Annotated in this window: 18 protein-coding genes and 2 pseudogenes; 14 read left to right on the top strand and 6 right to left on the bottom strand. The window is 64.6% G+C overall.

The window, feature by feature from the left end:
* Nucleotides 1-95: 95 nt before the first annotated feature.
* From ACFOMH_RS19910 to ACFOMH_RS19855, 12 genes and pseudogenes are all read left to right on the top strand, one after another.
* Nucleotides 96-440: pseudogene (locus ACFOMH_RS19910) on the top strand (phage tail tube protein); the annotation flags it as partial.
* A gap of 2 nt (nt 441-442) precedes the next feature.
* Nucleotides 443-688, top strand: a complete 246-nt coding sequence (locus ACFOMH_RS19905; RefSeq protein ID WP_377746664.1) for a hypothetical protein — start codon at nt 443-445, stop codon at nt 686-688.
* Nucleotides 589-1,995, top strand: a pseudogene (locus ACFOMH_RS19900) (phage tail tape measure C-terminal domain-containing protein); the annotation flags it as partial. The gene ACFOMH_RS19905 and the pseudogene ACFOMH_RS19900, both read left to right, overlap by 100 nt.
* Nucleotides 1,995-2,621, top strand: a complete 627-nt coding sequence (locus ACFOMH_RS19895) for a phage distal tail protein, Rcc01695 family (protein WP_377746663.1) — start codon at nt 1,995-1,997, stop codon at nt 2,619-2,621. The pseudogene ACFOMH_RS19900 and the gene ACFOMH_RS19895, both read left to right, overlap by 1 nt.
* Entirely contained in the window at nt 2,618-2,965 is a 348-nt protein-coding gene (locus ACFOMH_RS19890; RefSeq protein WP_377746661.1) for a hypothetical protein, read from the top strand. Before ACFOMH_RS19895 ends, ACFOMH_RS19890 begins: the two co-directional genes overlap by 4 nt.
* Nucleotides 2,958-3,089, top strand: a complete 132-nt coding sequence (locus ACFOMH_RS19885) for a hypothetical protein (RefSeq protein ID WP_377746659.1) — start codon at nt 2,958-2,960, stop codon at nt 3,087-3,089. The genes ACFOMH_RS19890 and ACFOMH_RS19885 overlap by 8 nt, the downstream gene beginning before the upstream one ends.
* 4 nt (nt 3,090-3,093) lie before the next feature.
* Nucleotides 3,094-3,780 carry a lysozyme gene (locus ACFOMH_RS19880; RefSeq protein WP_377746657.1) on the top strand — a complete coding sequence of 229 codons (687 nt, stop codon included), beginning with the start codon at nt 3,094-3,096 and terminating at the stop codon, nt 3,778-3,780.
* Nucleotides 3,777-3,992, top strand: coding sequence for a hypothetical protein (locus ACFOMH_RS19875; RefSeq protein ID WP_028031130.1), 216 nt, complete (start codon nt 3,777-3,779; stop codon nt 3,990-3,992). Before ACFOMH_RS19880 ends, ACFOMH_RS19875 begins: the two co-directional genes overlap by 4 nt.
* On the top strand, nt 3,989-4,873 hold the full coding sequence (locus ACFOMH_RS19870; RefSeq protein WP_377746655.1) for a DUF2163 domain-containing protein: 885 nt from the start codon (nt 3,989-3,991) through the stop codon (nt 4,871-4,873). Before ACFOMH_RS19875 ends, ACFOMH_RS19870 begins: the two co-directional genes overlap by 4 nt.
* Nucleotides 4,870-5,316, top strand: a complete 447-nt coding sequence (locus ACFOMH_RS19865; protein ID WP_377746653.1) for an NlpC/P60 family protein — start codon at nt 4,870-4,872, stop codon at nt 5,314-5,316. The genes ACFOMH_RS19870 and ACFOMH_RS19865 overlap by 4 nt, the downstream gene beginning before the upstream one ends.
* A gap of 33 nt (nt 5,317-5,349) precedes the next feature.
* Nucleotides 5,350-9,321 carry a baseplate multidomain protein megatron gene (locus ACFOMH_RS19860; RefSeq protein ID WP_377746651.1) on the top strand — a complete coding sequence of 1,324 codons (3,972 nt, stop codon included), beginning with the start codon at nt 5,350-5,352 and terminating at the stop codon, nt 9,319-9,321.
* Nucleotides 9,322-9,332: 11 nt separating this feature from the next.
* Nucleotides 9,333-11,255 carry a DUF2793 domain-containing protein gene (locus ACFOMH_RS19855; protein ID WP_377746649.1) on the top strand — a complete coding sequence of 641 codons (1,923 nt, stop codon included), beginning with the start codon at nt 9,333-9,335 and terminating at the stop codon, nt 11,253-11,255.
* A 223-nt stretch (nt 11,256-11,478) separates the two neighbouring features.
* On the opposite strand, the gene ACFOMH_RS19850 is transcribed toward ACFOMH_RS19855, so the two are convergent.
* Genes ACFOMH_RS19850 through ACFOMH_RS19840 form a run of 3 tightly spaced genes read right to left on the bottom strand, consistent with a single transcriptional unit; the run spans nt 11,479 to nt 14,875 of the window.
* The gene (locus ACFOMH_RS19850; protein ID WP_377746648.1) at nt 11,479-12,414 is read right to left on the bottom strand and encodes a plasmid partitioning protein RepB C-terminal domain-containing protein; all 936 of its coding nucleotides are present in this window, start codon (nt 12,412-12,414) and stop codon (nt 11,479-11,481) included.
* Nucleotides 12,411-13,301 (bottom strand): ParB/RepB/Spo0J family partition protein, encoded by an 891-nt coding sequence (locus tag ACFOMH_RS19845; protein ID WP_377746646.1) that lies wholly within the window; start codon nt 13,299-13,301, stop codon nt 12,411-12,413. The genes ACFOMH_RS19850 and ACFOMH_RS19845 overlap by 4 nt, the downstream gene beginning before the upstream one ends.
* Entirely contained in the window at nt 13,298-14,875 is a 1,578-nt protein-coding gene (locus tag ACFOMH_RS19840) for a recombinase family protein (protein ID WP_377746644.1), read from the bottom strand. The genes ACFOMH_RS19845 and ACFOMH_RS19840 overlap by 4 nt, the downstream gene beginning before the upstream one ends.
* A gap of 70 nt (nt 14,876-14,945) precedes the next feature.
* Between ACFOMH_RS19840 and ACFOMH_RS19835 the strand changes: the two genes are divergently transcribed.
* Nucleotides 14,946-15,383, top strand: coding sequence for an XRE family transcriptional regulator (locus ACFOMH_RS19835; protein ID WP_377746642.1), 438 nt, complete (start codon nt 14,946-14,948; stop codon nt 15,381-15,383).
* A gap of 289 nt (nt 15,384-15,672) precedes the next feature.
* Nucleotides 15,673-16,806, top strand: a complete 1,134-nt coding sequence (locus ACFOMH_RS19830) for a Fic family protein (protein WP_377746640.1) — start codon at nt 15,673-15,675, stop codon at nt 16,804-16,806.
* A gap of 350 nt (nt 16,807-17,156) precedes the next feature.
* On the opposite strand, the gene ACFOMH_RS19825 is transcribed toward ACFOMH_RS19830, so the two are convergent.
* From ACFOMH_RS19825 to ACFOMH_RS19815, 3 genes are all read right to left on the bottom strand, one after another.
* The gene (locus ACFOMH_RS19825; RefSeq protein WP_377746638.1) at nt 17,157-18,353 is read right to left on the bottom strand and encodes a GIY-YIG nuclease family protein; all 1,197 of its coding nucleotides are present in this window, start codon (nt 18,351-18,353) and stop codon (nt 17,157-17,159) included.
* Nucleotides 18,346-20,394, bottom strand: a complete 2,049-nt coding sequence (locus ACFOMH_RS19820; RefSeq protein ID WP_377746637.1) for a DEAD/DEAH box helicase — start codon at nt 20,392-20,394, stop codon at nt 18,346-18,348. Before ACFOMH_RS19820 ends, ACFOMH_RS19825 begins: the two co-directional genes overlap by 8 nt.
* The coding region (locus tag ACFOMH_RS19815; protein ID WP_377746635.1) for a hypothetical protein at nt 20,387-20,597 on the bottom strand (211 nt) is incomplete at its 5' end. The genes ACFOMH_RS19820 and ACFOMH_RS19815, both read right to left, overlap by 8 nt.

The raw sequence follows: 20,597 nt of genomic DNA, 5'->3' as shown, positions 1-20,597 counted from the left end.
GACGACAGACACCGCTCGGGGCGAAAAACGCTTGCCCAGCGAGCAAAATCAGGCGATCTTGAAGTCAAGCGGCAGGCCACTTGGAGAATGTCGGTTCCAATGGCCTCGACCGGATCGAGACCATCCGCAACGACGGCAAGATCGAGGGTGCCGATCCCGGCATGGCGGCCCTGACCGGCCGGATCGAGGTGCGCTTCGCCGATAGCGCCCTCGTCACCCAGGCCATCGACGGCACGCCCTGCGAGCTCGAGTTCGCCTACAGCCTCGGCGCCAATGCCAGTTTCACCTTCACTGCCCACGCCGTCTACCTGCCCGTCCCGCGGATCGAGATCCCCGGACCCCAGGGCATTCAGGCGACCTTCGACTGGCAGGCCGCCAAGGCCACCAGCCCCGCCCGCATGTGCACCGCCGTCCTTATCAACACCGTCACGGGATACTGATCATGATCCGCCTGAACCTTTCGAACCAGCCCGAATGGCTGGACCTCCTGCCCGGCCTGCGCGTCCTGGTGGCGCCACTCACGACCGCGCTGATGGTCTCGGCCCGCGCCGACCCCATGATCGACAATTTGTCGGAGGCATCAAGCCAGGAGGACATGGCGCTGAGGCGTTCCGGCTGCTGGGCGATCTGGCTCGCGAAGTCTGGTCCCGCATCGGCCTGTCGCTGGACGCGGCGCTGGCCCGGATAGCGGCCGGATGGGAGGGGCTGAAGGCAGCGGCTCTCTCGGCCTTGGAAGGCACCATCGCAGGCGTCGTCAGCTTCGGCGACCGGACGGCGGCGATCTTCCAGGGAGCCTATGATGCGGCTGTCGCGATCTGGGGCAGTCTGCCGGGTGCCATCGGCGACTTCGCTTTCCAGGCCGCGAACGGTCTGATCTCGAGCGTCGAGGCGATGCTGAACGGCGTCGTGACGCGCATCAACAGCTTCATCGAGACCCTGAACGCGGCGCTGGCCTTGCTGCCCGAATGGGCCACTGGCGAAGGCGGAGTGAGGATCGGCGTCCTCGATCCGGTGGAACTGGGCCGCATCGGCAATCCCTTCGAGGGCGCGGCAACGGCCGCCGGTGCTGCGGCTGCGGACGCCTTTTCGGCCGCGCTGTCACGCACCTATCTGGAACCGCCCGATCTTGGCCTCGGTGCCATGGCCGACGACGCCCGCGCTCGGTCCGACGGCTATCGCGAGGCCGCAGGCATGTTGGCCGATGCCGCCGGTCGGCCGCTCGCCAGCTGGCAGGCGCTGAAGGATGCCGTCACTGGCACGGGGACCGAGGCCGAGACCGCGCTGGCGGATGCGGCTGGCGCCGCCGATGCCCTGACAGCCGGTCTGAACGACACCGCCACCGCCGCAGATGGCGCTGGCGGCGCTGCACGCGACGCAGGGACGGCTGCGGCGCAAGGCGCGGACACCGCCCTCACCGGCTGGCAAGCAGTCACCGCCGCACTTGCCGACTATGCCGCCAAGGCGCGCGACATCGGTGGGGATATCGGCGGCGCTCTGGTGGGGGCCTTCCAGAGCGCCGAGAATGCCATCGGTGACTTTGTGAAGACCGGCAAACTCGATTTCCGCGATCTGGTCACGTCGATGATCGCCGATCTCGCCAAGCTCGCGGCACGTCGCTTCATCCTCGGCCCGATTGCGAACGCCCTTTCCGGGGCTCTGGGCGGGGCGGGTGGGATTTTCGCGAACATCCTGCATGCGGGTGGGATGGTCGGCTCCCCTGGTCCCGGCCGGATGGTCCCGGCGCTGGCCTTCGCGGGCGCGCCGCGCATGCACAGCGGCGGTTGGGCCGGGCTGCGGCCCGACGAGGTGCCCGCGATCCTGCAACGCGGCGAACGGGTTCTCTCCCGGCGCGAGGCGGCAGGGTACGGCCAAGCCAGCCCCGCGACCGTCAACGTCACGATCAACGCGCGCGATGCCGAGAGCTTCCGGCAATCCCGGACGCAGGTCGCCAGCGACATCGCCCGCGCCGTGTCGCTGGGCCGAAGGGGGATGTGATGGCCTTCCATGAAGTTCGCTTTCCGGACAACATCAGCCGTGGCGCGCGCGGCGGCCCGGAGCGCCGCACCCAGATCGTCGAACTGGCAAGCGGGGCCGAGGAACGCAACGCCAGCTGGGCCAACAGCCGCCGCCGCTATGACGTCGCCTATGGCATCCGCCGCGCGGATGATCTTGCCGCGGTTGTCGCTTTCTTCGAGGCAAGGTACGGCCGCCTGCACGGCTTCCGCTTCAAAGACTGGGCCGATTTCAAGTCCTGCCCGCCATCGCAGGCGCCAGGGGCGACCAATCAGCCCATCGGCACCGGCAACGGGTCGGCCACCCTGTTCCAGCTCAGCAAACGCTACACATCCGGCGCACAGTCCTGGACGCGGGCCATCACAAAGCCTGTCGGCGGAACCGTGACCATCGCCCTGAATGGCACGCCCCAGGCCTCCGGATGGTCGATTTCCACTGCGACGGGCTTGGTGACCTTCACCACCGCCCCGGCCGCAGGCGTCGCCATCACCGCAGGCTTCGAATTCGACGTCCCCGTCCGCTTCGACACCGACTCGCTAGACGTCACCCTCGATCTCGAACGCCTCGGGTCGATCACCTCGATCCCCCTCCTGGAAATCCGCACATGAACGACGAATCCTTTTGGTCGCATCTCTGGCGCGAGATCGCCGCCTCGACGGCGCTGACGCTGGCCTTCTGGGGCGCCCTGGGCGGTGCAACCAATGCCCTGACCACCCGGATGGCGCTGCGCGAAGCCCTGCGCCATGTCCTGCTCGGCGGTTTGATTGCCGCTGGGATGGGCAGTTTTTCCATCGTGATCGTGGCGGGCTGGCTCGGTCTGCCCGATGGCGCCGTCGCCGCAGGCGGGGCGGTCGGCTCGGCCGCCTATCTGGTCGGGGTCTTCGGGGCCGCGTTCATCGAACTGGTCCTCGCGAGGCTCCGCCGCGCCGGGAAGGATGACGCCGATGCATGAGATCCTTCGCCTTGCGCGTTCGCTGCGCTGCGATTCCACCGACCCCGGTCAGGCCTTTGCCCACCGGCTCCGTATCGGCCTCGCAGTCGCCGTCCTGATCCTTTTTATCTCAACCCTCGGGTAATCCCATGCAAACCTCTGATCGGGGGCTTCTGGCCCTGATCCGGCACGAAGGCGTCGTGCCCGGACCCTACCTGGATGTTAAGGACATCTGGACCTTCGGCATCGGCCATACGGCCGCGGCCGGGCCACCCGATCCGGCGCGGATGACACGCGGGATGCCCGCCGATCTCGATGCCGGGATCCGCGAGGCGTTCCGCATCTTCCGCACTGACCTCGCCGCCTACGAGGCCGAGGTGCTGCGTGCCGTGAAGGTGCCGCTGGAACTCCACGAGTTCGATGCGCTGGTGTCGTTTCACTACAACACCGGCGGCATCGCCACGGCGGCGCTGACACGGCACCTGAACATGGGCAACCGGGTAGCAGCGGCGGCGGCCTTCATGGGCTGGCTGCGCCCTGCGGTCATCCGGTCCCGGCGCGAGGCGGAGCGAGATCTCTTCGCCAAGGGCCGATACCCGATTGGCACCATCCCGGTCTGGACGGTCGACCGCAACGGCCGGGTCGATTTCTCGCGACCGGTCCGGCGGCTCAGCGAGACCGAGGCGCTGGCACTGCTGCGCCCGATCCCCAATCCACCGTCGATCCCAATATCACCCGCCCCTTCCACGGCCGCCGCCGACCCCGCGCACGTGCAGGCGGTACCGAGCCTGACCACCCGCATTCTCGCCTTCCTCAAGACCCTGATCGGAGCATGACCATGAACTGGACCCTCGCACGTGGCCTCGTCTATCTGGCCTGCCTTGCCGCCTCCGGCCTCGCTGTGGCGGGGCTGGCGGATTTCGACCTCGCCACCGGCACGCTCGATATTCGCCCATTCAATCTCTATGCCCTGACCGGCGCGACCGGTGGCGTCGTGTCTTCGCTGCTGGCGTCCGTGGCCTTGCTGCGCGGCTGGGGGCGGAAGTGAAATCCCTCTCGCCCGCGCTGCAGGCCCATCTGGACGAGGGCACGACAACGCTTGCCTGGTGCTGGCGCATCACGCGTGCCGATGGTGTGATCTTCGGTTTCACAGACCACGACCGGACGCTGTCGTTCGACGGGACGGAATTCGAGCCGGAGAGCGGGCTGACGGCCTCTGAGGTCCGGTCGGGTTCGGACCTCTCCGTCGATGCGCAGGATGCGCAAGGCGTGCTGACCTCCGACCGGATCACCGAGACCGACATCCTCGACGGTCGCTGGGACAATGCGGCGGTCGAGGTCTGGCGGGTGAACTGGGCCAACCCGGTGCAGCGCGCGCTGCTGCGTCGCGGGGCCATCGGACAGATCCGGCGCGGGCGGCTGGCCTTCGTGGCCGAAGTGCGGAGCCTCGCCCATGTTCTCGGTCAGACGGTCGGACGCACATTCCAGGCCAGCTGCGATGCCGCGCTGGGTGATGCGCGCTGCGGGGTGGACCTCGAAGCTGCGGCCTTCAAGGGCACCGGCACGGTTATCGACGTGCTGCGGGATCGGGCCTTCACGGCCTCAGGCCTTGGCAGTTTCGCGGCGGGCTGGTTCGCCTTCGGGCTCGTCGAATGGTCGACCGGCGCGAATGCCGGGCGGCGGGTCGAGGTGCTGTCGCACGACCTCGTCGACGGGGTGGCGATCCTGACCCTGCTGGAAGCCCCGGTACGACCGATTTCGGCGACCGAGGCTTTCGTGGTCCGCGCAGGCTGCGACAAGCGGATCGCGACCTGCAGCGCGAAGTTCACCAATATCGCCAACTTCCGGGGCTTCCCGCACATCCCCGGCCAGGATGCCGTGCTGCGCTATGCCACGAAGGACGGCGGCCATGAGGGGGCAGTGCTTTGACCCTATCACACCAGACCGCCGATCCCGCCAACGTAATATCCGCCGCCCGGTCCTGGCTCGGCACGCCCTATCACGATCAGGCCAGCCTGCGCGGGGTTGGCTGCGACTGCCTCGGTCTCGCGCGCGGCGTCTGGCGCGATGTGGTCGGGCCGGAGCCGTTCCCGATCCCGCCCTATAGCCGAGATTGGGGCGAGACCGGCCCGCGCGAGGTGCTGGCCGATGGGGCGCTACGGATGATGCGGGAACTTGATCCATCCAAGGCCCCACCCGGTGCGCTGATCCTGTTCCGGATGATGCCCCGCGCCATCGCCAAGCATGTGGGGATCCTCACCGGACCCGACACCTTCCTGCACGCCTATGAACGCCTCGGCGTGATCGAGGAACCGCTGACATCCGCATGGCGGCGGCGCATCGCCTTCGCCTTCCTGTTCCCCGCACGCTGACCACCACAACCCTTCGAACCCTGAGTTTCCACAATGGCAACCCTTGTCCTCGGCGCTGTCGGTTCCGCCATCGGCGGGGCCTTTGGCGGCGCAATCCTCGGCTTTTCCGGGGCCGCCATCGGTGGCTTCATCGGCTCCACCATCGGCTCGGTCGTCGACAGCTGGATCGTGTCCTCGCTGGCCCCCGCGCAGAAGATCGAGGGCCAGCGCCTCGACAGCCTGCGGATCACGTCCGCCACCGAAGGGGCGATCATCCCGCGCCTCTACGGCCGCATGCGCATCGGCGGCAACATCATCTGGGCGACTGATTTCCGCGAGGAGACGAAGACCACCACGCAGGGCGGCGGCAAGGGTGGTGGCGGCGGAAGGGTCCAGACGACCGAATACCTCTACTATGCGTCCTTCGCGGTCGCCCTTTGCGAAGGCCCGATCACCGGCATCGGCCGCATCTGGGCCGACGGCAAGCCGCTCGACATGACCGGCGTCACATGGCGCTGGTATCCCGGCAACGAGACCCAGACAGCCGACCCATTCATCGCGGCGAAGATGGGCGCGGCCAACACGCCGGCCTATCGCGGCACGGCCTATGTCGTCTTCGAGGAACTGCCGCTTTCCACCTACGGCAATCGCCTGCCGCAGCTGTCGTTCGAGGTGTTTCGGCCTTTGGCCGATCCCGACACGGCCGAAGGGCTGGTGAAGGCGGTGACGATGATCCCCGCCTCGGGCGAGTTCAGCTATGCCACCGCGCCCGTCAAGAAGACCACCGGCGCTGGCGGCGCGACCGTGGCCGAGAACCTGAACGCAATCGCCGACACCGCTGACATCTTCGTGGCGCTGGACCGCCTCCAGGCCATGGCCCCGGCTGTCGAAAGCGTCAGCCTCGTCGTGGCCTGGTTTGGCGATGATCTGCGCGCCGGAAACTGCAAGGTGCGGCCGGGCGTCGAGGTTGCGGCAAAGACCACAACACCGTCGGCATGGGTCGTGAATGGCGTCAGCCGTGCAGACGCATTTCTGGTCAGCCGAGATGCCGAGGATCGTCCGGTCTACGGCGGCACCCCTTCGGATTTCGCGGTGATGCAGGCGATCCGCGAGATGAAGGCACGCGGGCTGCGGGTGACCTTCTATCCGTTCCTGCTGATGGACGTTCCGCCCGGCAACACGTTGCCGAACCCCTACAGCGCCAATGCCGCCACGCCGGGCCAGCCGAGTTTCCCCTGGCGCGGGCGGATCACCAGTTCCCCGGCTGCAAGCTTTGCCGGGACGGCGGACAAGACCGCCGCCGCTGCAACGCAGGTCGCGAGCTTCTTCGGCGCGGCCACCCCGGCTCAGTTTGCCATTGCGGGCGACAGTGTCAGCTGGACGGGCCCTGCGGGTGATTGGGGCCTGCGCCGGATGATCCTGCACTACGCCCATCTCTGCGCGGTGGCAGGCGGGGTCGACGCCTTCCTGATCGGCAGCGAGATGCGCGGCCTGACCACGATCCGGTCGAACGCCAGCGCCTATCCGACCGTCACCGCCTTCAAGGCACTGGCGGCCGACGTGAAGTCGATCCTCGGGCCGGGCACAAAGGTCGGCTACGCCTCGGACTGGTCGGAGTACTTCGGGCACCAACCGGGCGATGGCAGCGGCGATGTCTATTTCCACCTCGACCCGCTCTGGTCTGACGCCAACATCGATTTCATCGGCATCGACAACTACATGCCGCTCTCCGACTGGCGCGACGGCTTCGACCATGCCGATGCGCTGGAGGGCTGGCCCGCGATCCATGATCGGGCCTATCTGCAGGCCAATATCGCGGGCGGCGAAGGCTTCGACTGGTTCTACGCCAGCGCCGCCGACCGGTCGGCACAGATCCGCACGCCGATCACGGATGGCGCTGCAGGCAAGCCATGGGTCTTTCGCTACAAGGATCTGCGCGCCTGGTGGTCGAACCCGCATTACAACCGGCCCGGTGGGGTGGAGAGCGGCACGCCCACGGCATGGGTGCCGCAGTCCAAGCCGGTCTGGTTCACCGAACTGGGCTGCCCCGCCATCGACCGGGGCACGAACCAGCCGAACGTGTTCTTTGACCCCAAATCATCGGAGAGTTTCACGCCCTATTTCTCGCGCGGTTGGCGGGATGATGCCATCCAGCGCGTCTATCTTGAGGCCAGCTATCTCTGGTGGGGAACTCCGGCCAACAATCCCGTGTCGGCCATCTACGGCGGCCGGATGGTCCATGTCCCTGAATGTGCCGCCTGGACCTGGGATGCCCGACCCTACCCGTTCTTCCCCGAACTGACCGGGGCCTGGACCGACGGCCCGAACTGGCGGCTCGGCCACTGGCTCACCGGACGGCTGGGTGCAGTTTCATTGGCCGCCCTCGTACGCCACCTCTGCTTGCGCGCTGGGCTCGATGAGGCGTTCATCGACGTCTCTGGCCTCTGGGGTGCTGTCGAAGGCTATGTGATCGGCGCGCTGGAAAGCCCCCGCGCGTCGATTTCCACGCTGGCCCGCCACTTCGGCTTCGATGCCATCGAGACCGAAGGCGTCGTCCGCTTCGTCATGCGCGGGCGCGCCTCTGTTGCCACGCTGTCCATCGACGAGCTGGTGGCCTCTCGCGAGGGCGAGGCATTCGAACTGACCCGGGGCCAGGAGACTGAACTGCCGCAGGCGCTGAAGTGGCAGGTCGCACGCGCCGACGAAGATTACGATGCGGCGCTCGTCGAGGCGAGGCGCATCACGGTCGACACGACGCGCATCGCCTCCGAGAGCTTCCCCATGGCGATCCCGCCCGAGGAAGCAGAACGCCGCTGCCGCCGCGCGCTGATGGAAGCGTGGATCGGCCGGGAAAGTGCCACCTTTCGCCTGCCGCCCTCGCGGCTGGCCCTCGACCCCGCCGACGTGATCCGGCTCGCGCATGACGGCCGCGAGGTCGAGTTCCGCCTGGTCTCCGTCGCCGACTCTGAGGCACGCGGGATCGAGGCAGTGCGTCAGGACCGCGCAGCCTATGATCTGCCGCCCGGCGATCCCCGCCCGACCTCGCTCGCCAGCCCTGTCGTCTTCGGCACGACCGAAGTGGTCATGCTGGACCTGCCACAGATCAGCGAGGACCAGCCCGCGCATCGCCCCCTGATCGCCGCCCATGCCAGCCCCTGGCCGGGCGAGATCGCCGTCTTCCGCAGCGCCTCGACGGATGGGTTTTCGTTGCTGACCACATTCGGCAGTCGGGCCCGGATCGGCACGCTGGCCTTCGACTTCTTTCCGGGGCCGACCTCCCGCTTCGATCTGGGCAATGCGCTGGTGGTCGATCTTCTGTCCGGAACGCTGGAGAGCGTGACGGACGTCGCCCTGTTCGGCGGCGGCAATGCGCTTGCGGTTGAGGCGGCGGCCGGTGTCTGGGAGCTTCTACAAGCTGGCCAAGCCGAACTGATCGCACCAGGCCGCTATCGCCTGACCCGCCTCCTGCGCGGCCAGCGCGGGACGGAACATGCCATAGGCAATCCGGCTCCTGCCGGGGCCCGGGTCGTCGTCCTGGATAAGACTTTGGCCTCGCTGCCCATCGCCGAGGCGGACCTTGGTCTGCCTTGGAACTGGCGCGTGGGCCCGGCTGCGCGGGCGGTCATTGACGCCAGCTACACCGCACTGGCCTTCACACCAGCCGGGCGGGGCCTTGTCCCCTTCGCGCCGGTCCATGTTGAACAGCCATGGCGAACCGCCCGCAGCCCGGGCGATCTGACGATCCGCTGGACGCGCCGCTCCCGCGCGCTGGTGGCTGATGCCTGGGAACAGGTCGAGGTGCCACTTGCCGAGGACCTGGAAAGCTACGACGTGCAGATCCTCGATGGGACGGCCGTCAAGCGCACGCTGACCAGCGCCACGGCCTCCGTCCTCTACACCGCCGCCCAGCAGAGCGCCGATTGGGGCGCGCCGCTTGGGCCTGGCCAGGCGCTGGCGATCCGCATCTACCAGCTTTCGAACCGCCTCGGCCGCGGCACGCCCGCAACCGTGATCCTCCAGTTCTGACGGGATTTTTCATGTCCGACACCACGACCCATCTGGGCCTGCCCTATCTTCTGGCGGCCCAAGCGCAGAAGCATGTCACCCACAATGAGGCGCTGCGCCTGCTCGACGCCATGGTGCAGCTTTCCGTCCTTGATCGGATGCGCACCACGCCACCCGCCAGCCCGGCAGACGGCGATCGACACCTGGTGGCATCCGGTGCCACAGGCCTTTGGACCGGGTGGGACCTGAACATCGCCTTCTGGATCGATGGCGCGTGGATCCGCCTTGTCCCGCGCACTGGTTGGCTCACTTGGGTCGCGGCCGAGGGCGTGTTCCTTGTCTGGACCGGCAGCACCTGGGAAGTGGTGGGCGAGCCGCGCGATGTCTCGGACGCGGTGTTCAGCCTGGTGAACGACGCGGACCCGACGAAGAAAGCCACCTTCTCGCTGGCGGGGATCAGCGCCGGGACGACGCGCAGTTTCACGCTGCCGAACACCTCGTCGGAACTGGCGATCCTCGCAGGCACCCAGACCTTCACCGGCAACAAGACCTTCTCCGGTACGTTGACCGCCTCGGGCACGGTCACCATTTCGGCCGCCAGCGCATCGATCGGCACGGCGACGACGACCGCCACCTACGGCATTGGCACCGGGGCCACGACCACGGGCGTCACCAAGACCGTGAACCTCGGCACCGGCGGTGCGTCCGGATCAACGACGGTCGTCAATATTGGCTCGGCCACGGCCGGGGCGGGCGGCACGACCGTCATCAACACGCCGACGGTAACCTTCGCCAATGCCGTCACACAAGTTGGCATGCCGCAGGCGAACCTGACCGCGCAGCTTCTGGGCCTCGGCGGGGCCACGGCGGACAGCTACAATCGGCTGTCGGTCAACACCCCGGCCGTGCTGTTGAACAACGCAGGCGCGGGCATCGAAGCCACGGTCAACAAGGCCGCGGCCGGGAACGACGCCGCCTTTGCCTTCAAGACCGGCTTCTCCGCCCGCGCGCTGATCGGTCTCCTCGGCAATGACGACTTCAGCTTCAAGCTCAGCTCGGACGGATCGACCTTCTACGACGCGATCCGCATCGACCGCACCAACGGCCAGGTGGAACTGCCGCAGCCGACGGTCCTGCCGGGCCTCAGCGCCGCGCCGACCCCGCCGCCTGCAGGCAAGGCCTCCGTTTATGCGCGCAACCGTGCCGGGGCGCCGTGGATCGACGTGATGCGCCCCTCGGGCCGGGACTTCCCGCTCCAGCCGCATTTCGGGGTCAACCGGATCGCCAACTGGTCGCCCTCGACCGGCACGACGGTGACCACCGAAGGCCTGCCAATCACTTCGGTCGGCACCGTTTCGACGCCCACTTTGGCCGCGACGAACCTTGCGACCTCCATGCGGCGCTGGCGGCTGACCTCGGCGGCCGTCGTGGACTCGGTGGCCGACCAGCGATCCGCAGGTTGGGCCTGCTGGCGTGGCAACGCGGCGGGTCTCGGTGGCTGGACCTTCGTGACGCGGATTTCGCTGACGACGCTGCAGGCGACCGGGATGGGGTTCTTCGGCCTCTACGGATCGACCGCAGCGCTTGCCACCACCCTGACGCTGGCCGCTGCCATCAACTGCATCGGAATCGGCTTTCAGCGCGGCACCCATGCCAACTGGCAGCTGGTCGCCAATGACGGGACCGGAGCGCCGACGCTCACCGACATGGGCGCGAGCTTTTCCATTGCCACCGGTGGTGTCGTGACCCTGTTCATCGCTGCGCCGCCGAACGGTTCATCGGTGTGGGTCCGAGCCCTGAATGAGGTCACTGGCGCCGTCTTCGAACAGGAAATCACCGCCGATCTGCCCGCCGCGACGCAGTTCCTGTCGCCGCGGCTGTTCCTGAACACCGGCGCCACGGCCGCCGCCGTCGCCTACGACTGCGCTGGGGTATACGTGGAGACGGACTTCTAGGGCGGCGGGCGCATTCGTCCCCCCCCAGCGGATGCGCCCGCCCCTTTCAATGGCCGGAAGCCGACCATTGGGCTGGCGAAAACTCGAGCCAGCCTGGCGGGCTCCGAGCGGGTTCGCCGCCATCCCCGCCGCCGCGCTTGATCCGGCCCTCTGTCCAGCGTCTCCTGCGGTCCCCGCGCTTTCGGGTCCGGGTCCCCATCGTCGATAGAAAGCAGTCGGCGAACTAATCGGCCTCACTGCTCCGCACTTCCGTCGTGGGCGCTGGCTGCGCCAGGCTCGCGACGATCTGCCGAAACTCGCCGAGGATTTCACCGTGGTTCTTGTCGAGGTAGCGGGCGAGACGGTCATTCTGCAAAAGCCGCTCGACATAGCGACCGGCCACCACCAGCCGGAGGTGATCGGGACCAAGGGTGCCTTCGATCAGCTTGATGTTCTTTTGCAGGTTGGCCATCTCGGCCTTCATCCGCTCGGCTTGTTCGCGTGTCACACCTGCAGGTGTCTTCTTTGCAGCCGGGTCAACCAGGTCAGCGACGTCAGATGCTGCGAGGATCGCCTCGACATAGGGCACCGTGTAATTGTTTGCGGCGATCATCAGTTCCGCCGCCTGAATTTGCCGCAGGGGCTTCATCTTGCGCAGGGCCCGGAAGCTGTTGATCGGGCAATGCCGGGCCTTCAGCAGTTCGGCCGCCTCCGGACAGATGCCGTTCAGCAAGGTGCGCTTCTGTCGGATCAGAGCGATGTTCACATTCAGCGCTGCCGCGATGCGGGCCTCCGATACGCCACGCTCGACCGCGCGCAGGATCATCTTATGCTCCTGGATCGTGGCGAGGCGGCTGATGCGCTTGTTGTAAGTGAAGGATTCGTCGTCGGTCGCCACCAGGCAGGTGACGGTCGTCTCGCCCATTTCCTTCAGAACATGCAGCCGAACATGGCCATCGAGAAGGATGAAGGACCCTTCCTGTCCTGCCGCACGGGCGACCACCGGCGGTTCGATCAGCCCGACCTCGCGGATCGACGCGGCGATCTGTCCATACTTCTGGCTCTTGGGCACTGTGGCCGGCAGTTGCTTGACCGGCAGGATCGCGTCGATCTGGATCGTGCGCAGGTTCGCCTCGAATCCCGGGCTCTTCGGCGGAGGCATTTTCTCCATGTGTGTCATGATCTTGGCTCCTGAAGGCCATCGACGATCATGCGCGGCACGGAATCGAGCCCCTCGGCACGAAGCAGCGTCAAGAAGTTCTCATCCTTCAAGAGCGACTGAAATGCAGCATCGAGAAACAGCAGGCTGCTGCGCGTCGACTGCGCCCTGCGGACCATGTCCTGCTGACGCTCGGCCTCGGCGCGATAGGCTTTGACCAGCGCGGCAGATGTCATTCGCGCGCGTGGCTGTTTGTTCCGCGCGCCACCTCGCTGCTTGCCGTGGCGCTGGCGCAACTCGACCAGCCGCCGCGCCTCCAGCAATTTCTTTCCGCGCAGTTCACCCGAGGCATAAGCAGCCTCCAGCGCCTTCTGCACGTCCTTCTCCTCGGCCCGCGTGATGTAGAGCGCGACGCTGAGCGGCATCTGCCCGGTTTCGACCGCGATCAGCAGGCGTTCTTCACCGTTGGCGATCAACTCACCGATTTCATGGACATAGGCGAGGGAAAGCCCCGTCTTGTCGGCGATCTGATGGTCCGAATATCCCCGGTCGCGCAGGACGGCGATGTCCTGCAACAGCTCCAGCGGACGCTGCTGGCGGCGGGCGATGTTCTCGATCACGCTGCGCAGAAGGCGTTCGGCCTCGCTCGCATCCACGACGATGGCCGGGATGTGGGTTTCCCCAAGGGCGACATAAGCCTCCATCCGGCCCTGACCGCAGACCAGACGATAGGACGCTCCCGCCGCTTCATCGACCCGGGCGACCGTGATCGGCTTTTTCAGCCCGACCTTGCCGATACTGTCCACGAGCGCGCGAAAGGTCTTTTCCGAGCGTTCGCGCGGATTTTCCACGGTGATGGCGGAAATCGGGATCATCTGCACTTCGTCCCGCATCTCGACTTCGCTCACGATGGTGTCACCTCCGACACCGGAACGCGCCTCGCCATGTCGAAGAAGAAATCCAGCGTTTCAAATCGGAAAGCGTCCAGCATCAGGCCATTCTCCTCGGCAAGCCCCAAGGGTTTGATCCGCATCTCGAATTGGGGCAGCAGGTAATAGTCGAGCGCGGCGGTATTCGTTCGCTCCATCCGGATGGCGATGGTGATGTCGGGCGCGAGGCCGGTGTCGAAGCGGATTTTCCAGCGCAAGCCGCCGGTGGAAGTTTCGCGGCAGCGGGCGACGACGACGGAGGCGGTGAATTCGCCATTGATCGTCAGCAGGTCTGTCGCCGGATTGCGGGACACGGTGCCGCCAAGACGGGTGATCTCCCAGATCACACGCTCCACCTCGTCGCCGTGGAACAGCCGCAGCATGCGGTTCACTTCGATGTAGTGGTAGTCCCGGTCCGGAGTGAAGCCGACAAGGGAATAGGCCCGGATCAGGCTGCCGAACCGGTGGGCATAGGCGCCGCTGGACGGCATTCCGTCGGCCTCGTCGATCACCAGACCGGATATGTAGCCATGCCGCTGGAACAGCCGCGTCAACCGTTCCAACATCTCGTCGTCCGAGAACCGGCGGTTGCGGGCGGCGATGATCGCCTGCACCTTCTGAAACTGTTTCGGCTCGACGATGGCATCGAAGGCCCCTTCTGACCGAATCCACATCTCCGGGCCATTCGCAACCCGCTTCTGCTTCAGCTTGAAGGAGCGCCGGTTGTAGACATTGTTGCCGATGTATTTCTCGTTGGTCAGGATCTGCTGCACGGTGGCGCGGGTCCACATCCGGCCAAGATCGGTCAGGATCCCGCGCTCGTTAAGTTCGGCGGCGATTTCGCTTTCCGAACGGCCGTGCTTGAGGAACCGGCTGTATATCCAGCGAACGGTTCTTACCTCGGTCTCAGGCCCGGGCACCAGGATCACCCGGTCTGTCTGCAAGCTCTTGTGCTCACCGCGCTTCAGCTCGGCCTTCACCTCGCCGCGTTCATCAAGCAGGACCCGGCGAAGGCCAAAACCCGCTGCACCGCCCTGACGGAAGCCGCGTTCGATCAGGCGGCACTGTCCAATGAAGACCTTGTTGGAAAGTTCCCGGCTGTATTCCCCGGCCATCGCGCGCTTGACGCTCTTGACGATCGTGGCAACCGGCCCGCCATCATTTTCGAATTGCTCGGCGCAATACTCGACCTGCTTGTTGGCGCGACGGCAGATGTATTCGTAATAGGCGGATTCATCGGCATCCTGAAAACGGCCCCATCGGCTGACGTCATAGACAAGGATCACCTCGAAATCCGCGGTGCCGTCTTGTACATCCTGGATCAGCTGTTGTAAGGCTTCGCGCCCCTCGATCCTCAGCCCGCTCTTTCCGGCATCGGCATAGGAGCGGACCAATTCAAAGCCACGGTCCTCCGCGTACTTGCGGATCGCGTCCGACTGGTTTTCCGTCGAGTATTTCTGATGGTCCGTGGACATGCGGACATATTCGGCCGCACGGCGCTTTGGCGGGGAGTTCGCCGGTTCTTTTGTTGAGGGCGGCTCTCTGCCTTCCATTCCCGTCTCCAGATCAGTTCATGCAGGCGTCTCCGTCTGGTCGGACCCGGGGGATTGGCTGGGGCGCAAAATGGAATCTGCCGCTTTTGATGTCTTCTCCACAGGTTTACCGGAGGAGGACGCCGCGATGCGGATCAAGATGGGCACATCTGTGCCGAAAATGGGCACAACTGTGCACCTGGACGCGGATCAGGCCGCCTATCGCAAGGCCATAGCCGACACCCTGCGGCGCGAACTGGGGCACACACATCAGGCCATCAAGACGGTGATGCGCTGGACCGGAGCGAGTGAACGGACGGCCAAGTACTGGTTGTCTGGCGAACGCGGGCCGAGCGGGGAGCATCTGATCCGGCTCGCGCAGCATTCCGATGCGGTGTTGATCACCATCCTGACCATGGCCGAGCGACTGCCGGAGCAGCGCCGGCAGCACAGATGTGCCGGTTGCCCCGCGCGCGACCTGGTGTTGCAGAACCTCGGACAGGAATGGAAATTGTCCGAGGGGTCCTGACACGCAAGGGAGCGGCCGGACGCCACCCCGCCCGGTCGTTCAGGAAACAAGTCGCCACAATGTTCATGCGGACATTAGAACCCCCACTCTCCGCATGAGTTGCGGCGAATGACAAGGGATCATGCTTTGATACCATTTTCCTGCCAGTCTCTGTCGCCAAACTGGCTTGACGGCAGACTGCTGGCGACAACGTCTCTTGGTGTCAGAATGGGGCCATATTCTGTTGCCAAGCGTACTTGTCGTGACTAGGTTGGCGTCAAACCCCGTTGATGATAGAATCGGCATAATTATGATCACCAAACCTTACGATCTTACGGATGCCGTCACCTATCACATCGGCACCTTTCCCCCGCCCGCCCTCGACTACGAGGTGCTGCTCGGGCCGCTCGAAGAGGCAGCCGCCTCGCTTGCGCGGTACGACACCAAGATGTCAGGCATGGTGAACAGCGAGTTATTTCTCGCCCCCCTGCGTCGCCAGGACGCGGTGACGTCTTCCCGGATGGAGGGGACGATCTCGACCATCGAGGAGCTGTACCGGCTGGAGGCCGAGGAAGATGCGGGTAGCACCGACCCCTACCGGGAAGCGCGCAACGACGACGTCGAGACCTACCTTTACTCCCGCGCATTGCGGAATGCCCAGCAGGCCCTCGCCGAGGGCGCCCCACTTGGCGAACACCTGATCCGGACCGCCCACCAACAGTTGCTGTCCTTTGGACGGGGAGCCCGCAAGCGCCCCGGCAGCTACAAGGTCGAGCAGAATTACATCGGGGACGAACGGCGAGGAAAGATCTACTACGTCCCGATCGCTCCCGAGCAACTGGGCCCGGCGATGGCCGAACTCGTCCGCTACATCAACGAAAGCACGATGCGGCCATTGATCCGCACCGCCATCGCGCATGTCGAATTCGAGGCCCTGCATCCGTTCGAGGACGGCAACGGCCGGATCGGCCGCATGCTGATCACGCTGATGCTGTGGAAACTCGGCGTCCTGCATCAGCCGAACTTCTTCGTCTCGGGCTACTTCGAAGCCAACAAGGACGAATACATCGAACGAATGCGCGCGGTCTCGGCCATCGGCGATTGGACCGGCTGGGTCGTATTCTTCCTCAAGGCGATGCACGCCCAGGCGACGGTCAACATCCAGACGGCGGACGCCATCTTCCGCCTTCACGGCGAGATGCGGGAACGGTTCCGCGAAGTGCTTAACTCACAGTTCCACGATCAGGCGCTGGACTTCGTCTTCGCGAGCCCGATCTTCCGCAACGACCGCTTCGTGGAACGCTCGGGGATCCCACCGTCCTCCGCGCGCGCGCTGTCCCGGCGGTTGGTCGAGGCTGGCATGCTGCGCACCATTGAACCGGCTTCGGGGCGACGCGCGGCGATGTACGCCTTTGATCCGCTGCTCGATCTGCTGAAGGTGTGACGGCCACGGCCGCGATCATCCGCACCGTCGATGGGGGGCTCGTAAAACGTTGACCAGGTGTTGACAAGAATTTGGAATGACAAAAGCCGAGCGTTTTGCTCGGCTTTTAAGTGCCAGATAATACGTAGTTTTTTGGTTGCGGGGGCAGGATTTGAACCTGCGGCCTTCAGGTTATGAGGCTATGTTATTGATATTTAACGATCTATTTGAAATCAAGCAGTTACGCCGCAACCCTTTGTTATCGCGCATCTTGTTCCCGGCAATGGCCGGCTTTGAGCGTGCTTCGCCGCGCGGGGAAGGCGCTCAAAGGGCATCCATCTGTTGAGTTGGCGTTGAGTCAAAACTTGGGATCAGGTTGCCCCGCGCTCGACCAATGCAGCCCTGCTGGGGTCGTAGACATAGTTCGTGATGGTTCCATCTTTTATCTTTTCAACCGCTTCGTCGATGACGAAGAACGGCACCATGAACCACTCTTCCGGAACAACCGGCCGCCCGAAACGGTCCTGTATCTGGATATCCAGCCGCACCGACCCGAAAATACGATGGATCAGCGTTTCCAGCTTTGATCGCGAGAGGTTGTAGAGTTTATAGGTCGCGATCACTTCGACATCCGCCATGAGGAAGGTGGTCTGCAGCTGTGCGCCCTTGATACGCTGCTGCACATCATGGCTGGTCACCCCGATCTTGTGGACCAGTTCCCGGTTCGCGGCGACCATCGGATGATCGGATTTGCTGCGCAGGACATAGATGGTGCCGCTGGCCAAATCGTCCTCATCGACCTGTCCGGAAAACAGCGGGCCTGCCACTGGATCGGTGATGCGGCGTCCCGCCTCATCCTTGTTCAGCGCGCGCTGAAGCGACCGCATGAGCATGTTGCTTTCGGTGCCGTTGTCGAAAATCATCCGCAGGCGAGCGTCGGTGCGACCGTGATCCGTCAAAGACACTTCACCTTTCTCGGCCACATAGGCTTTCTGCCCGCCGACGATGAAGAAGCGCCCTTGCTCTATCTCGGCCTTCAGCTCAAACGGACGCGTCTCACGCATGCCGGTGTCGAGTTCACGCTGAACCTGTTCGAACAGCGGCTTGAACTTGTCGAAATCGGCGCAAGCCTCGCGGTTAGCGACCTCGTCTGCCGCCTTGCGTTCGGCGCTTGAACGCACGTGGCGCAGTTCGGTTATCGCCGGTGCCTCGGCTTCAATGCCGAGTTCAGCGAGGAGGGCGTCGTCGTCCAGATCCTCGTCAGGAGCGGTCAGGTGGCCCAGCGAAGCTTGCAGCAACCCTTGTCGATCAAGGGGAAGACAAAGTTCACGGCATTCGACCTGCTCTCGCAACCGATCGAGGCGCACGGCATAAAGCCGCTCGAAAATATCGCCAGCCTCGCTGTGACGGGGCGCATGACCTTTTTCGTCCACGAAACGCTGCACTTCCTCGAACCCGGCGATGATGCGCTCCTCGCGCGCGCTGCGACCGCCGGATCTCTTGACCTCCGGCTCGACACCCAGTTCGGCCAGCAGGGCATCATCTTCATCTGTGAATGTCTTAGCCATTCTTCTGCTCTTGCTTCATCCGGGCGAGGAAAGCCACTCCTTCCGCCATACGCTTTTCCCATGGGTCGGCAGAGGTGATGTCGGGCAAACGCCCGCGCTCCTGCTTGAATTTCAGCGCCCGCCTGGCCAGATCGCGCGCCTCTTCCGGCGTCAGTTGCACCTTGCGCGCGTTGATCACCGCAGCAACCTGCTTCAGGCTGTTTTCGTCCATCGTCTTCGACAGGATGGCGTAAGCCTCGGCGAATGGGTTGATGCGATCAATCAGGTCGATGTCCAGTTCCGTCACGCTCATCGCGAACCGGCGAACTCCATCGACAAAGGCCGTGCTGCCGCTTCCCTCATCACTCCCCTCGGTGATTGCCGCCTTGGCCTGCTGGGTGAGGTTCAGCGCCGCGATCGCGTGCTGGCGCACCGCCTCCTGATCCTCGGCATCGAGCGTCGGATACTTGTCCCGGATGATCTTGCCCAGCCGAACCTGCGTCAGTTCCTCCGGCACGACCTCCTCATCGAACATGCCGCGCTCAACGGCGGTTTTGTCCTGGACGAAGGCCGTGATCACCTCGTTCAGGTCCTGGCTGACGATCCGTTCGGCTTCCTTGCTTTTCGGCTGCGCCAGGCCGTTGATCTCGATCTGGAACTGCCCCTGAGCCTCATTGAAACCGATGTTGCACTTGTTCGGATCATAGCCGCCCTCGCCATAGTCAAAGCCCTCGACCGGCCCCGCCGCCTTGGCCTTCGGCGTGAAATTGAAGCGCGGCGTCAGCACCTGTTCCATCAGCAAGCTGGCGGCTATGGCCTTCAGCGTGTCGTTCACGGCCTCGCGAACGGCCTCTTCCGAGGCATCCGGTTCCGCGATCAGGTTGGTGAACCGCGCGCGGGTCTTTCCCTCGGCATCGCGGGTGGCACGGCCGATGATCTGCACGATCTCGGTCAGGCTGGAGCGATAACCGACCGTCAGCGCGTGTTCGCACCAGATCCAATCGAATCCTTCCTTCGCCATGCCCAGCGCGATGATGATGTCGACATGATCCCGGTTCATCTTCTGCGCCGGGTCTTTCAGCGCGGCCGAGACCTTGTCGCGCTTCGCGGGTTCGTCATCGACCAGATCGGCGATGCGCAGCACGCGGCCCTCGGGGGTTTTCACCAGCTGGAACCCGGTCGCGGGATCGGTGCCCTGCCATTCGCCCAGCGCCTCGATGATATGCTCGACCTCCTTGATCTTGTCCTTTGTGCTTTCGCGCGAGTTGACCGAGGGGATATGAACAATCGTTTTTTCGTTCGAGTCCAGCACCTTCACGATATCGTCGGCATAGGAGCCACTATAGAAATAATAGCCGATATCCAGCTTCTTCAGATACCGATAGCCGTTCAACTGCTCATAATAGGTATAGGTGACGGTCTCGAACTTCGCCTCGTCCTCGGGCATGAGCACGGCCTCGGCGTCGCCCCGGAAATAGGATCCCGTCATGGCGACGATATGCACCTTGTCGCGAGCGATGAACGCGGCCAGATGCGCGCCCAGCTTGTTGTCAGGATTGGCGCTGACATGGTGGAACTCGTCCACCGCGATCAGGCAGTCGTCGAATGCCGCGATCCCGAAGCGATCGACGGCGAAGCGGAAGGTCGCATGGGTGCAGACCAGAACCCGATCATCGCTGTCCAGGAAGGACTGAACCGAGCTGACCTTGCCGCCATCCTCACCCGGCGCGTTGCACAGATTCCACTTCGGCGTCACAGTCCAGTCGGCCCAGAAGCCGAACTTCGACAGCGGCTCGTCGGCAAAGCTGGAGCCGATCGACTTTTCCGGCACGACGATGATCGCCTTGCGCAGGTCCTGATTGTGCAGCTTGTCCAGCGCGATGAACATCAGCGCCCGGCTTTTCCCCGAGGCCGGGGGCGATTTGATCAGCAGGTATTGCTCGCCCCGCTTCTCAAATGCCTTTTCCTGCATCGGGCGCATGCCCAACTCATTCGGACGTGTGGAACTGCCGTTCCGGGCGTAGGTGACCGATACGGAGGGGACGGACTTCAAATCACTCATCTCCATCCTCCACAAACTTCACGAACCGCGGCAGACTTTGTGCAACCGCATCAAAGACGGGCTCAAATTTCTTGAGCAACCTTCGCATACCTTGCTCAATCACTTCCAGCCCACATTCTCCAAGTAAGTCGCTGATTTCGCTGTCGTAATCGTGATATTTCGCATATAAATCATGGCGTTGACGGCTGCGAGGGGCGCGTTTC

Source organism: Paracoccus mangrovi (assembly GCF_042648425.1).
In the GTDB taxonomy this organism is placed as follows: Bacteria; Pseudomonadota; Alphaproteobacteria; order Rhodobacterales; family Rhodobacteraceae; genus Paracoccus; species Paracoccus mangrovi.
This window is presented reverse-complemented; position numbering and strand designations above follow the sequence as displayed.

Bases quoted from the DNA above. Each gene is read 5' to 3' on its own strand.
- ACFOMH_RS19905 (WP_377746664.1), top strand. From the start codon at position 443: ATGATCCGCCTGAACCTTTCGAACCAGCCCGAATGGCTGGACCTCCTG.
- ACFOMH_RS19895 (WP_377746663.1), top strand. From the start codon at position 1,995: ATGGCCTTCCATGAAGTTCGCTTTCCGGACAACATCAGCCGTGGCGCG.
- ACFOMH_RS19890 (WP_377746661.1), top strand. From the start codon at position 2,618: ATGAACGACGAATCCTTTTGGTCGCATCTCTGGCGCGAGATCGCCGCC.
- ACFOMH_RS19885 (WP_377746659.1), top strand. From the start codon at position 2,958: ATGCATGAGATCCTTCGCCTTGCGCGTTCGCTGCGCTGCGATTCCACC.
- ACFOMH_RS19880 (WP_377746657.1), top strand. From the start codon at position 3,094: ATGCAAACCTCTGATCGGGGGCTTCTGGCCCTGATCCGGCACGAAGGC.
- ACFOMH_RS19875 (WP_028031130.1), top strand. From the start codon at position 3,777: ATGACCATGAACTGGACCCTCGCACGTGGCCTCGTCTATCTGGCCTGC.
- ACFOMH_RS19860 (WP_377746651.1), top strand. From the start codon at position 5,350: ATGGCAACCCTTGTCCTCGGCGCTGTCGGTTCCGCCATCGGCGGGGCC.
- ACFOMH_RS19855 (WP_377746649.1), top strand. From the start codon at position 9,333: ATGTCCGACACCACGACCCATCTGGGCCTGCCCTATCTTCTGGCGGCC.
- ACFOMH_RS19850 (WP_377746648.1), bottom strand. From the start codon at position 12,414: ATGACACACATGGAGAAAATGCCTCCGCCGAAGAGCCCGGGATTCGAG.
- ACFOMH_RS19840 (WP_377746644.1), bottom strand. From the start codon at position 14,875: ATGGAAGGCAGAGAGCCGCCCTCAACAAAAGAACCGGCGAACTCCCCG.
- ACFOMH_RS19835 (WP_377746642.1), top strand. From the start codon at position 14,946: ATGGAATCTGCCGCTTTTGATGTCTTCTCCACAGGTTTACCGGAGGAG.
- ACFOMH_RS19830 (WP_377746640.1), top strand. From the start codon at position 15,673: ATGATCACCAAACCTTACGATCTTACGGATGCCGTCACCTATCACATC.
- ACFOMH_RS19825 (WP_377746638.1), bottom strand. From the start codon at position 18,353: ATGGCTAAGACATTCACAGATGAAGATGATGCCCTGCTGGCCGAACTG.
- ACFOMH_RS19820 (WP_377746637.1), bottom strand. From the start codon at position 20,394: ATGAGTGATTTGAAGTCCGTCCCCTCCGTATCGGTCACCTACGCCCGG.